Origin of the sequence: Bacillus sp. FJAT-26390 (assembly GCF_001682865.1) — a bacterium.
Classification (GTDB): Bacteria; Bacillota; Bacilli; order Paenibacillales; family Paenibacillaceae; genus Pristimantibacillus.
The window spans coordinates 212,199-224,584 of the sequence record NZ_MAQX01000032.1 but is presented as its reverse complement, the minus strand read 5'-3'; the positions used below and the strand labels follow the sequence as shown (position 1 = coordinate 224,584).

Annotated in this window: 10 protein-coding genes; 6 read left to right on the top strand and 4 right to left on the bottom strand. The window is 50.6% G+C overall.

Annotation, left to right across the window (positions count from 1 at the left end; all coding sequences use genetic code 11):
• Positions 1 to 50: 50 nt before the first annotated feature.
• From A7975_RS21885 to A7975_RS21875, 3 genes are read left to right on the top strand one after another with little or no spacing between them, the layout of a single operon-like run.
• On the top strand, positions 51 to 1,364 hold the full coding sequence (locus A7975_RS21885; protein WP_053377474.1) for a carbohydrate ABC transporter permease: 1,314 nt from the start codon (positions 51 to 53) through the stop codon (positions 1,362 to 1,364).
• Between the two features lie 2 nt (positions 1,365 to 1,366).
• Positions 1,367 to 2,206 carry a sugar ABC transporter permease gene (locus A7975_RS21880; RefSeq protein ID WP_053377473.1) on the top strand — a complete coding sequence of 280 codons (840 nt, stop codon included), beginning with the start codon at positions 1,367 to 1,369 and terminating at the stop codon, positions 2,204 to 2,206.
• Between the two features lie 4 nt (positions 2,207 to 2,210).
• Positions 2,211 to 3,869, top strand: a complete 1,659-nt coding sequence (locus A7975_RS21875) for an alpha-amylase family glycosyl hydrolase (RefSeq protein WP_065386534.1) — start codon at positions 2,211 to 2,213, stop codon at positions 3,867 to 3,869.
• Between the two features lie 98 nt (positions 3,870 to 3,967).
• Here the strand turns inward: A7975_RS21875 and A7975_RS21870 are convergent, their stop codons facing one another.
• Positions 3,968 to 5,245, bottom strand: coding sequence for an MFS transporter (locus A7975_RS21870; RefSeq protein WP_065386533.1), 1,278 nt, complete (start codon positions 5,243 to 5,245; stop codon positions 3,968 to 3,970).
• A 69-nt stretch (positions 5,246 to 5,314) separates the two neighbouring features.
• Positions 5,315 to 6,280: a LacI family DNA-binding transcriptional regulator gene (locus tag A7975_RS21865; RefSeq protein WP_176707781.1), complete on the bottom strand. Its 966-nt coding sequence runs from the start codon at positions 6,278 to 6,280 to the stop codon at positions 5,315 to 5,317.
• 131 nt (positions 6,281 to 6,411) lie between these two features.
• Between A7975_RS21865 and A7975_RS21860 the strand changes: the two genes are divergently transcribed.
• On the top strand, positions 6,412 to 6,723 hold the full coding sequence (locus tag A7975_RS21860; protein WP_065386532.1) for a hypothetical protein: 312 nt from the start codon (positions 6,412 to 6,414) through the stop codon (positions 6,721 to 6,723).
• 189 nt (positions 6,724 to 6,912) lie between these two features.
• Here the strand turns inward: A7975_RS21860 and A7975_RS21855 are convergent, their stop codons facing one another.
• Entirely contained in the window at positions 6,913 to 8,910 is a 1,998-nt protein-coding gene (locus tag A7975_RS21855) for a glycoside hydrolase family 13 protein (RefSeq protein ID WP_082198373.1), read from the bottom strand.
• A gap of 245 nt (positions 8,911 to 9,155) precedes the next feature.
• Entirely contained in the window at positions 9,156 to 10,100 is a 945-nt protein-coding gene (gene trxB, locus A7975_RS21850) for a thioredoxin-disulfide reductase (RefSeq protein WP_053372748.1), read from the bottom strand.
• 157 nt (positions 10,101 to 10,257) lie between these two features.
• On the opposite strand from trxB, the gene A7975_RS21845 reads away from it, so the two are divergent.
• On the top strand, positions 10,258 to 10,932 hold the full coding sequence (locus tag A7975_RS21845; RefSeq protein WP_053372747.1) for a response regulator transcription factor: 675 nt from the start codon (positions 10,258 to 10,260) through the stop codon (positions 10,930 to 10,932).
• A complete protein-coding gene (locus A7975_RS21840; protein ID WP_082198372.1) occupies positions 10,929 to 12,320 on the top strand; it encodes a sensor histidine kinase in 1,392 nt (463 codons plus the stop codon). The genes A7975_RS21845 and A7975_RS21840 overlap by 4 nt, the downstream gene beginning before the upstream one ends.
• The last annotated feature ends 66 nt before the right edge of the window (positions 12,321 to 12,386 follow it).

Here is a 12,386-nt window from a genome sequence, read left to right as displayed (position 1 = left end):
CAGCTGCGGCAGGATGTTTTTTTTATATGAAAGGAAGGGAGCCAGGCGGGATGAATCGTCATCGCAGCACCGCGGCTATATTGTCGTTACTCGTAATGGGTCTTGGCCAATTGTATAACCGCCAAATCGTTAAAGGTTTAATTATGCTCGCTGTTGAAGCGGCAGCGCTTATGTATTTTGTTCCGAATTTAGGAAGAGCAATCTGGGGCGTAGTTACGCTCGGCGAGAAAACGCAAGGGCTTGAGAAAGTCGGTAAAATCAGTGTTCGAGTAGAAGGAGATCATTCGATCTTTCTATTAATAAGCGGATTAATTACGTTAATTATATTCATACTTTTTGTCGTTATCTATGTTATGAATATCCGCGATGCATATCGGAACGGAAAGCAAAGAGATGAAGGAGCCACGCCTGCAAGCTTCCGCCAAACGCTGGCACATTTGACGGATCGCAATTTTCCGCATTTGATGCTGACGCTGCCGGCGCTGGGCGTATTGTTTTTAACAATCATGCCGATTATCTTCATGGTCATGCTCGCGTTCACCAACTATGCATCGCCTGATCATATTCCTCCGGCTAAGCTGGTTGACTGGGTAGGCTTTCAAACATTCGCTAACTTGCTGACACTCAAGACATGGAGCCATACCTTCGTAGGCGTATTCACTTGGACGATTGTTTGGGCGGTTATCGCGACGGTAACGACCTATTTCGGCGGCTTGCTCGTAGCGCTTCTTATTGAACAAAAGGGCATTCGTTTCAAAAAGCTTTGGCGTACGCTGTTCATCATTCCGTATGCGATCCCTCAGCTTATTTCCTTGCTCGTGATGAAAAACTTGTTCAACGGACAATTTGGTCCGATCAATCAATACTTAGGCTACTTCGGCATGGGTAAGCTGCCGTGGCTCACTGATCCATTTTGGGCAAAGGTCACCGTTATTATCGTGAATATGTGGATCGGTATTCCGGTATCGATGGTTCTTATTCTCGGCGTATTGACGGCTATCCCTAAAGATTTGTACGAAGCGGCTGATGTAGACGGGGCGACTGGCGTCCAGAAATTCCGTATTATTACGCTTCCGTTTGTTTTGTTCTCTACCGCTCCGATTCTGATCACGCAGTTCGCAGGAAACATGAATAACTTTAACGTTATTTTCTTGCTGACGAACGGTGACCCGGTAAAAGGGGATTATCAATACGCGGGAAGCACGGATTTGCTCGTCACCTGGCTGTATAAGCTCACGCTGAACAATAGCCAATTCAATATGGCGTCTGCGATCGGCATCATTATCTTCATTATCGTGGCGTCGTTCTCTATTTATAACTATCGCCGTTCGCGGTCATTTAAAGAGGAGGATATGATTCAATGAAAATGGGCCGCAAAACCGCAAATATTGTGCGTCTGACGCTTAGCTATGTCATTTTGATCGGTATAGCGATCTGTGCAGTCTATCCTGCTCTTTGGGTGCTGCTATCCTCGCTTCGGCCGGGTACGGCTCTATTTAGCGAAAGTCTCATTCCGGATACATTCACTTTGGTTCACTATAAAGAGCTGTTCACGAGCCCGAGCTTCCGTTACGGGGTTTGGTATATGAACACGTTGAAAATTGCGACGCTGACGATGATCTTCTCAACGATTCTAGTCACGCTCAGCATGTACGCGTTGTCGCGCTTCCGCTTCCGCGGGCGCAAGATGACGCTGACGGTTATGCTTGTACTCGGCATGTTCCCGGGATTCATGAGCATGATCGCGATCTTCATTTTCTTGCTGCAGCTTAACCTGCTTGATACGCATGCTGCTCTTATTATCGTATATTCAGCGGGCTCAGTGCTCGGGGGTTTCGTTGTCAAAGGGTTCTACGATACGATTCCGCGGAGCCTTGATGAAGCGGCTCGAATCGACGGTGCTTCGCACCTTCAAGTGTTTGTGAAAATCATGCTGCCATTGTCGCGTCCAATGCTGACCTATGTGGCGCTGACTTCATTTGCAGGCTCATGGGTTGACTTTATTTTTGCGAGATTGGTGCTTCGGAGCAAAGACAACTGGACGCTTGCCGTCGGTATGTGGGATCTCGTTAACTCTTACCAGAACAGTAACTTCACGCTGTTCGCAGCGGGAGCTGTATTGATTGCGATTCCGATCACCTTGCTGTTTGTCTTCTTGCAGCGTTTCCTCGTACAAGGGCTGATGTCTGGCGCTTCGAAAGGATAAAGGCATGGGAGTCAAACGGGTTCGTTATGCGGCAGCGATGCTGCTAGGCTTGATTTTGCTGGCTATGCTCGCGGCTTGCTCCCAAGATGAAGGAAGCAATAGCGGGAAACCGGCCGCTGCGCAAGCGGATGAAGCCGCACAGCAAAGCGGAGAGCCGGTCGCTGCCACTTATCAAGTAGATGAGCAGCCTGGCGGAGTCTACTATGAAATATTCGTCCGTTCGTTCTATGATACGAATGGTGATGGGGTCGGCGATTTGAATGGCGTAACCGCCAAGCTTGATTATTTGAAGGAGCTTGGCGTGAGCGGCATTTGGCTGATGCCGATTAACGCCTCGCCCAGCTACCACGGCTATGATACAACCGATTACTACGCGATAAATCCAGAGTACGGCACGCTGGAAGATTTGAAGAAGCTATTGGATGAAGCGCACAAGCGCGGCATTAAAGTCATTATGGATCTTGTCGTTAATCATACGGGCAAGGAGCATCCTTGGTTTAAGGAAGCGCTCGCGGATGAGAAAAGCCCTTATCGCAGCTGGTATACCTTTGCGAAGCAGGGCGAGCAGGTAAGGGCGGACGGCGCGGTAGGCGGCGACCCATGGCATAGCTATGGCAGCCTTAACTATTTGGGTGTCTTCTGGGAAGGCATGCCGGATTTGAATTTCGACGAGCCGAAGGTGCGCGAGGAAATGATCAAAATCGGTCAATACTGGCTTGAGCAGGGTCTGGACGGCTTCCGCCTTGATGCTGCCAAGCATATTTATGGCGATTTTGCTTCAACGGCGAGCACGCCTGAGGTTCAGGAGAAAAACAAGGTTTGGTGGCAGGAGTTCCGCAAGGGCATGAGCAAAGTGAAGCCGGATGCTTATTTGATCGGAGAGGTATGGGATTCGTTAACCGTTATCGCGCCTTATTTTGATCAAGCGCTGAACTCGGCCTTCCACTTTGATCTTGCTGGACGTTTGCTTAGTGCGGCGAGCTCGGAGCAGGATGCAGATCTGGCTTTCTCGTTAGGCCGCGCATATGGCGTATATGAGAAGTCTTCTGGCGGAACCTTTGTTGATGCTCCGTTCCTGAGCAACCATGACCAAAACCGTGCCATGACTGTACTGGCGGGCAATGTCAACCATGCGAAGATGGCCGCTGCTATGCTGCTCACGCTTCCGGGCACGCCATATCTTTATTATGGCGAAGAGCTTGGCATGAAGGGCGCTAAGCCGGATGAGTACATTCGCGAGCCGATGTTGTGGTATAGCGCGGCAAGCGGAGGCGAAGGGCAGACGACATGGGAGAAGTCACGCTTTAATGCGGATGCTCCTTCGGTATCCGTCGAAGCACAATCGGCAGATGATCAGTCGATGCTGCATCATTATCGCGAGCTGATCAAGTGGCGCAACGAGGAGCCGGCTTTGCAGAGCGGAGGAATTGCGGAGTTTAAGCTGGAGCCTGCCAATCAGAAGCTGAGCGTGTACGTCCGCGTCATGGCGAGTGAACGGGTGCTCGTCGTGCATAATTTATCGGGCGAGCAGCAAACGACGGATTTGCAGCCGTCGCAGACGTTTGGCGAGTTCAAGGAGCTAGCCCGTGCGACTAACAGCGGAGCGAAGCTGGACGGAAGCAAGCTGTCGCTGCCGGCGTATAGTACCGTTATTTTGAAATAAAACGATTAGAGGGAATCGCACATCATGTGCGGTTCCCTCTTTTTGTTATATCTAACCGACTATCCTTTGCGCTTGGCGGCTCATTAAAGGGATAACCTTTAGTTGAACTCGCGTATGGACTTCATCCGGCTGTAGGCGAGGAGCCCAATGAAAAGCATCGCTGCGCCGCTAATGGCGATAATGACGGCTGGGCCGTAAATGTCGGAAAAGGTAGAGAATACAGCTAACCCAACTGGAGGAGCGACGCTGGTTAAAGCGCCGATTAGCCCGAACACTCTGCCTTGCATTGCGGGATCAATGGCGACCCGCAGCGCAATAAAGATGATCGTCGTGCTGAAGGAGAAGAGGAAGCCGACGAGCAGAATTAACGGGAGCGCGACGGCAGCCGAGGACAGCAGCGAAATCGCAATAAAGACTGGCCCCATCAGGATCATACTCCCAATGATCCATTTTCCTCTGCTTTTTAAACGTGTATTAAACCTCATGATCAAAATAGACCCTATGACGTACCCGAGCGGAATGCAGGCCTCCATTAGTCCGAATACAAAGGGTTTTGCCTGCCATACCTGAACCGCCATTACTTGAATGAGCATAAATGTGGATAAAAAGAAGAACATCACGAGCGGCAGCAAAATAATGACGCCCTTGGCAAATGGATCATGCCAAACATAACGGAAGCCGGCTGTGAGATCCTCCTTAAAGGAGGTTTTTGGCTTTGCGTCATCCCGGACGGCTGCATAAGGGAATTTGCCTGCAAGCAAGAGAAGAATGCCTGATAGGAGGAAGGTTGCGGCATCGATGGCAATCGCAAATGCCCCGCCAAAGGCTGCGACGGCAATGCCGCCTAGCGCGAAGCCGGATATTCGAATGATGTTATCGGAAATGCTGATCGCCCCAACGGCTTTCGTAAGCTGCTCTTTGCCAACGATCTCGATAAGGGAGGCTTGGAATGCGGGCGTTCGAGATACCCCTGCAAACGCTACAAGCCCGGTTAATAGGACGACATAAATAAAGGGCACATTCGGAAGAAAAATTAGAACGGCGATGGCGGCGACAAGAACAAAACGGACGATATCCGTCACCCACATTAAGGTGCGGCGGTCGGTGCGGTCGGCAATTGTTCCCGCGAAGGAACCGAATAACATGCTGATGACGAGGTGGGTAATGAGTACAACCGACATGAGCTTGGCGCTGCCTGTAGTTTGCAGCACCCATAAGTTTAATGCGATGCTGTGGAACGTATTGCCTAGCAGCGACAAGCTGTAGCTGGAGAAGACGAGCATAAACGAGCGGTTGCGCCAAATGGAAGGGGCAGCGGAATTTTGCTGCTGAGCATGGGATGGATTGGCTTCCGCATTTTTGGCTAGTTCAAGCATAGGTTATTCCTCCTTAATGTGGGTGGAGCTTAACTTAAACGTTTAAGTTATTATAGAAAAAGGCAGAGATTACTCTGCGCTTGGACTTGCTTCGACTTCAATATATTTATGCTCAGGACCAGCCCTTGGATCGTCTAGAAGGGTCATCATCAGTTGAAAAGCTTCATCTGTCTTGCGATTGTCGTACTGGACACGCGTCACTGCTGCCGGCAGGATTTCTGGGCAATCAGCGGTGCAAATAACGGCGAGCTTCGCCGGATTGGCATACTTTGCTGTGATCGCCCCGATGAATTCGTTGAGTACGACTCCGCTTTTATCCGCATGTTGATCAAGAAATCGCTGCAGCTGATCTTCATCCTCCATCATATGAATGAGCTTTGGATCAATGCCGCTGCTGTTAATTATGGACTGGGTAAGCTCGGCATTATTCAAGCTGTCCATAACGATATAGCTGGGATGGAGGAGCGATGAGGCACTTGCTTTGGCAAAAGCGTCGCTATAATCAAAGTTCACTTTATAAAAAAGCGGGTCATCAATGATGCTGTCGATGACAATGAGCGGCACGCCTTCGGAGAAGTGGCTGGATATGAGATGGAAATTTTCGCTTTTTACGTCTACGACAAACACGCCGTCTAATTTTCGCTCCGATATTACATCGAGCTTTGGATTCAAGGCCTCAAGCGATGATAAGACGACATGGTAGCCTCGATCCGTTAACAGACGCTCAAGCCGATTAATGAATGAAGCGTAACGAAGCTGCTTCCAAATCCCCTCGTTGTTCGCCCGGTTGATGAGGATGCCGATCAAGCCTGACTTTTGCTTCACCAGTGAGCGCGCGGCTAGGTTTGGAACGTAGTTCAATTGCTTTGCGGCATCCAGCACCCGGCATTTGGTCTCATCGGGGATCGTCTGGTTGGTAACGTTGTTGAGCACATAGCTTACTGTAGCGACGGAAACTTGGGCGGCTTTCGCAATATCCTTAAGCGTAGCTTTTTTGATGGGTATGCAGCTCCTTGCTCGTATGAAAACTAACAACTTAATCGTTTAAGTTATTATGGCATGAACCATATGCGATTGTCTAGCGGCACTTGCAACATAGGGATAAAATGTAAATTGTCACCTAATTTCACGACGGCGAATATTTTAATATGAAATGAGGGACTCGTATGGCGTACAACCGTGATAACCCGGGCAAAGGCGCAAGAAGCGGTAGAACGAGAGACAATATTATTTTTGATAATGGGGATAATCTTCCGGATCTCATCCAGTTTATTGGGCAGCTGCTAGTTACGGCTGGGGATATAATTACAGCTGCGGGGCAGGCTCTAGCGCTGGAGCAAGAACAGAAGGCACAAATTCAATCGCAAAAGGACCAGCAGGACAAACAGCGTGAGCAGCAGCAAGTGCAGCTACAGATAGAGCAGATGCAGAAACAAATCGCTCAATTGCAAAAACAAATTAAAAATAAGTCATCTTAATATTCAGGGGCATAAAAAAATATTGGGAGCAGCACGTATAGGTGCTTATAGAGTGAAGCTGGCGTGTGGCAAAAGGGGATCGTACGCTGCCGCACCTTACTGACTCGTTCAGCAAAGCGCAAAGAGGCAGTCCATCGGGTGGACCGCCTCTTTGTCTATGCCTTTACTTCGAGCAACTACAGCTAACCATTAAACGTCAGCTTTGGCTTGCTCCAAAATCACAAAGCCATAAGCTGGCAGCGTAAGCTTCAGCTTGCCCGCGGCATTGCTTGCTACGCTAGAGCTTTCAGCGATTTCGCTAACGCTTGACAACAAAACGGACCAAGTCGAATCGTTATTGCTCTTCACGACAGCGGCAGCAGCATCGGTCAAGTCGTTCCCTTGAACAGCAGCAGCGCCCATTTCCTCAGCAGCCTCAGCTGTGACGGTATTAACTTCAGCTTTCAAAGCTTCAGCTGGCGCTGCATTCTCAGCGGCAGCCACCTCTTTGCTAGCGAAGCCTGTGAAAGCTACAGCGTGAGGAGTTGCATCTTGCCCAGCGGACGCAGCCGAATCAATCGTGAAGCTAACGTCGGCAGCTTTGCCGCGCGCATTCAGCGCAACAAGCAAGCGCTGGTCGCCATCACGGCGTTCGTACACCAAGGTGCCGTCTTCTGCGCCGACATGCACGAAGCGGATGTCCGTGCTGCGAAGCGCGCTATAACGGTGGCGAAGGCCAATTGCTGCCTTGTAAAATTGCAGCAGCTCGCCATTTTGCTCAGCCTCGTCCCATACCATGCATTTGCGGCAGCCAGGGTCGCCTGCACCGTTTATGCCTACCTCATCCCCGTAATAAATGCATGGGGTTCCAGGGTAAGTCAGCTGGAACAAGGAGGAGAGCTTCATCGCTTCCGTATTGTCCTCGCAGATCGTGAGCAGCCTTGGCGTGTCGTGGCTATCAAGCAAATTAAATGCCGCTTCCGTTACTTGCTGCGGATAGGCAGCAAGCTGCGTGCCGATCGCATGGGCGAAGGAAGTCGCGTCGATTGTTTGATAGGCGAAGAAATCGAGCACCGCGTTCGTGAACGGATAGTTCATGACCGCATCGAATTGATCGCCCTGCAGCCACATCATCGAATCATGCCAAATTTCACCCAAAATGTACGCTTCCGGATTGACGTCTTTTACCGTCTTGCGGAATTCACGCCAAAACTGATGGTCAACCTCATTAGCTACGTCAAGGCGCCAGCCATCGATGCCGATCTCCTCGATCCAGTAACGCGCAACCTCGAATAAGTATTGCTTTACTTCCGGGTGCTCGGTGTTCAGCTTAGGCATGAGCGGTTCAAAGGCGAAAGTCTCGTAAGAAGGGACGCCATCAACGACCTGCAGCGGCCACTCCCGAACATAGAACCAATCCGCATACTTCGACTGCTGGCCGTTCTTTTGCGCATCGACGAATGGCGGGAACGTTTTGCCGGAATGATTGAATACGGCGTCAAGCAGCACGCGAATGCCGCGGGCATGGCAGGCATCAACCAATTCCTTGAGCTTCTCGTTTGTGCCAAAATGCGGATCAACCTTCATATAATCCTGCGTATCGTATTTATGGTTAGTCGTCGCTTCGAATAGCGGCGTGAAGTAGACCGCATTTATGCCAAGCTCGGATATATGATCCAAATGATCGATTACACCTTGCAGATCGCCGCCAAAAAAGTTCTGAGGAGTCGGCTCGCCGCCCCAAGGCAGTACGTTTTTCGGACTCAGCGACGGGTCGCCGTTCGCAAACCGCTCCGGGAAGATTTGATAGAACACAGCATCCTTCACCCAAGCCGGCGGCGCGAACACGTCGATCGGATTAATATAAGGGAAGTCGAAAAATGAATTGGAGTTGTCGGGAAGCGTAAGCTCAACGCCCTTGTCCGAGAAAATAATCGACTCAGCGCCGCTAGTTAAACGGAACGCATAGCGCAGCCGGCGGAAGGGCGGAATGACGGCCGTCTCCCAATAATCAAACAAAGCATCGGATGAGAAAATGCGCATCGGGACCGTTGTAAGGGTTTGGTCCCACGCATACTTGTCACCAACAATGGCTTCTACTGTTGCGACATCGTCTTTTTTGGTGCGCAAGCGGAGGTGCAGCGTTTTACCGTCGTAGGCGTAAGCCCAGTTTTGTTTTGGCCTGTGATATATAGCTTCTAATAACATCATAATTGCTCCTTATAAATGGTATAAAAAGAGTGTGGAAAACAGCTTATAAACGCGAAAAAAGGTACAATCTCTGCTCATAAAAGCCGAGGTTGTACCTTTTCCCATAATACGTTCAGGCGCCGCTCACGCGAAGCATATTGCGAACAAATGGTTGCGGTAGCATTGCCTTTCTATTGTATCTCTCAACAATTTTATTATACATAATTTGCACGTATTGTACTAGTCGGTTCGCAAAAAAAAGTTTACGCATGAACCTCTTCATGTGCCTGTGATTCCAAGAAACGCTCGCAATCAAGAGCAGCCATACAGCCGCTTCCCGCAGCGGTAATCGCTTGGCGGTAATTGCGGTCTTGAACGTCGCCGCAGGCGTATACGCCTGGGATGTTCGTCTCTGTGGTGCCCGGCTTCACGATAATGTAGCCTTGATCGTCCGTATCGATTTGGCCGCCAAGGAAGCCGGTATTAGGCGTGTGTCCGATGGTAACAAATACGCCATCCGTCTCAAGAAGCTCTTCCTCGCCCGTTTCATTATTGCGCACCTTCAACCCTTGCAAGCCCATGCCTGTAGCAGCGACTTCAAGCGGCGTGCGGTTTAAGCTCCAAACGATCTTGTCGTTGGCGCGAGCGCGGTCCTGCATAATTTTTGATGCGCGCAAATCGTCGCGACGGTGCACGAGTCTTACTTCGGATGCGAAGCGAGTAAGGAACACCGCTTCCTCCATTGCGGAGTCGCCGCCGCCGACTACGATAATTTTTTTGCCGCGGAAGAAGAAGCCGTCGCATGTAGCGCAAGTGCTGACTCCGCGTCCGATATTTTCTTGCTCGCCTGGAATGCCAAGGTATTTAGCCGAAGCGCCTGTCGAAATAATGATCGATTCCGCCTTCAGCTCGCCAATGCCTTCCACGTCAAGCGTATAAGGACGTTTGCTGAAATCCACGCTTTTTACGGAGCCCGTCTTGAATGTAGCGCCGAAGCGCTGCGCTTGCTTGCGCATATTGGACATCAGCTCGCTGCCGAGGATGCCGTCAGGGAAACCCGGGAAATTCTCGACCTCCGTTGTTGTTGTAAGTTGGCCGCCTGGCTGCCAGCCTTCAATAACAAGCGGCTCCATGTTCGCGCGAGCCAAGTAAATAGCAGATGTTAGTCCGGCAGGACCTGTACCGATAATAATCGTTTTATAAGTCATCTATATTCGCCTCCAGTTAAAAATGCTCTGAGATAATAAATACTACTTTAAAATTATTACAATCTAGCATCAAAGTCAATATCGTTCATGTAACGTTCATGTTCGTATTGTATGCTGATTGCGTCGACTACATAAGCAGGTCTGGAGGACACACAAGATGCCGAAAATCGTCGTTGCGGATGATGATCCGAACATTAGAGAGCTGGTTGGCCTATTTTTGAAAAGAGAAGGTTATCAGGTCATTGAAGCGATAGATGGAGTAGATGCACTAGAGAAGCTTGAGGCGGTTCGCGCTGATCTCGCGATTATCGATGTGATGATGCCGCGTATGGATGGCTGGGCGCTTTGCGCGGCTATGCGATCAAGCTATGATATCCCGCTGCTCATGCTGACTGCCAAAGGGGAAACCTCCCAGAAGGTAAGAGGCTTTGAGCTTGGAGCGGATGATTATATGGTTAAGCCGTTTGATCCGCCGGAGCTGGTTGCGAGGGTCAAGGCGCTGCTCAAGAGATACCGGATAACCGCATCCCAGACCGTCGAATTTGGCGATGTCACCATGAACCAAACCGACTTCCATATGTCTGCGAGCGGAGAGAAGTTTACATTGCCGCCCAAAGAGTTCGAGCTGCTGTTCAAGCTGGCAAGCTATCCGGGCAAAACCTTCGCGCGGGATCAGCTTATTGAACAAATATGGGGGATGGATTACGAGGGCGACGAGCGAACGGTGGATGTACATATCAAAAGGCTGCGTGACCGCTTTCCCGAGGAGCAGTACCGCTTTCGTATCGTCACGATCCGCGGCCTTGGGTATCGGCTGGAGGAATGGGCATGATTCATAGCTTATACGTGCGGATAACCGCCACTTTTCTCATTATCGTATTGATCAGCATTGGCGTTGCTTTTCTATTTACGAATCAAATGTTCAAGCGGGATGCAAGGGGGCAGCTGCCGCAATTAATGGAGAAGTCGATTGATCGGATCGAGCAGCTGTATGCCGTGTCCAAGCCTACTTCGATAAAGGTTTTTTTGGATGAAATGTCTGCTCTGCAGGGGCAATCGATTATCGCGGTCAGCATTAACAATCGGGTCGTAACAGCCGGAGAGCGAAGCGAGCTGATGCTCAGAAGTCTCACATATGAGCAGCTGCTCAGCGCATTCCGGGGCAGCACGGTTCGGCTGAACATATTCAGCGAGGTAGGGGAGCCGCCATTGCCGCCGGCTTTTGGCAAGCTGGCGCAGTTCGGCAGCGAGAGGTGGGCGTTATTCGTTCAGCCGGATCGTTTTCCGCAAAATAGCAACTTTATCTGGACGGCAGTAACGCTGCTCGTCACGCTGCTCTTGGTCGGCAGCGTGCTGATCTTGGTAGCGGCGCGTTATTTGGTGATGCCGTTAAAAATGATGACGAACGCCGCAACGCGCATGTCAGAAGGTGATTTTAGCGTCCGCTTGCCTGCAAGGCGCGGCGATGAGCTTGGCGAGCTGGCCGAGGGCATGAACAAAATGGCGCTCAGCTTGTCGCAGCTCGAAATGATGCGACAGGATTTCGTATCGAACGTATCGCATGAAATCCAGTCGCCGCTCACCTCGATTGGCGGCTTCGCCGAAGCGCTGCGCAGCGAGGAAGTAACGGAAGCGGAGCGGGAGCGTTACATTAGCATCATTAAGCAAGAGAGCATGCGCCTTTCGCGTTTGAGCGAGAATCTGCTCAACTTGGCATCGCTGGATTCGCAGCATCATCCTTTCCATCCCGAGTCGTATCGGCTGGATCGACAGCTGCGCGATGTCGTACTGGCATGCGAGCCTCATTGGATTGCGAAGAGGCAGACGGTTGAGCTGCTAATGGAGGAGACCACCATTACCGCAGATCGCGATCAGCTTAATCAGGTTTGGATGAACCTGCTTTCCAACAGCATGAAATTCACCCCTGAGGATGGCAAAATATCTTGCTTCCTAACGGAACAGGACGGCTTCGCTGTCGTACGCATTACGGATACGGGAATTGGCATCAGCGAGGAGGATCGGGAGCGCGTGTTCGAGCGATTTTATAAAGGCGATGCATCTAGGGACAGAAGCCAAGGGGGCAGCGGTCTCGGACTATCGATTGCCCACAAGATCGCGAGAATTCACGGCGGGAATATTACGCTCGATCCGGGTGCGGACCAGCTTGCCGGAGCAAGCTTCATGATTCGGCTTCCGCTCGCTCCGCCCAGCAGCTCATAACGCGCTAAAGCATGGATAAATAAGGGGATAACCGTTATGATGAAGGGAGCATATTTTGCGTGTAAT

Bases quoted from the DNA above. Each gene is read 5' to 3' on its own strand.
- A7975_RS21885 (WP_053377474.1), top strand. From the start codon at position 51: ATGAATCGTCATCGCAGCACCGCGGCTATATTGTCGTTACTCGTAATG.
- A7975_RS21880 (WP_053377473.1), top strand. From the start codon at position 1,367: ATGGGCCGCAAAACCGCAAATATTGTGCGTCTGACGCTTAGCTATGTC.
- A7975_RS21875 (WP_065386534.1), top strand. From the start codon at position 2,211: ATGGGAGTCAAACGGGTTCGTTATGCGGCAGCGATGCTGCTAGGCTTG.
- A7975_RS21870 (WP_065386533.1), bottom strand. From the start codon at position 5,245: ATGCTTGAACTAGCCAAAAATGCGGAAGCCAATCCATCCCATGCTCAG.
- A7975_RS21860 (WP_065386532.1), top strand. From the start codon at position 6,412: ATGGCGTACAACCGTGATAACCCGGGCAAAGGCGCAAGAAGCGGTAGA.
- A7975_RS21855 (WP_082198373.1), bottom strand. From the start codon at position 8,910: ATGTTATTAGAAGCTATATATCACAGGCCAAAACAAAACTGGGCTTAC.
- trxB (WP_053372748.1), bottom strand. From the start codon at position 10,100: ATGACTTATAAAACGATTATTATCGGTACAGGTCCTGCCGGACTAACA.
- A7975_RS21845 (WP_053372747.1), top strand. From the start codon at position 10,258: ATGCCGAAAATCGTCGTTGCGGATGATGATCCGAACATTAGAGAGCTG.
- A7975_RS21840 (WP_082198372.1), top strand. From the start codon at position 10,929: ATGATTCATAGCTTATACGTGCGGATAACCGCCACTTTTCTCATTATC.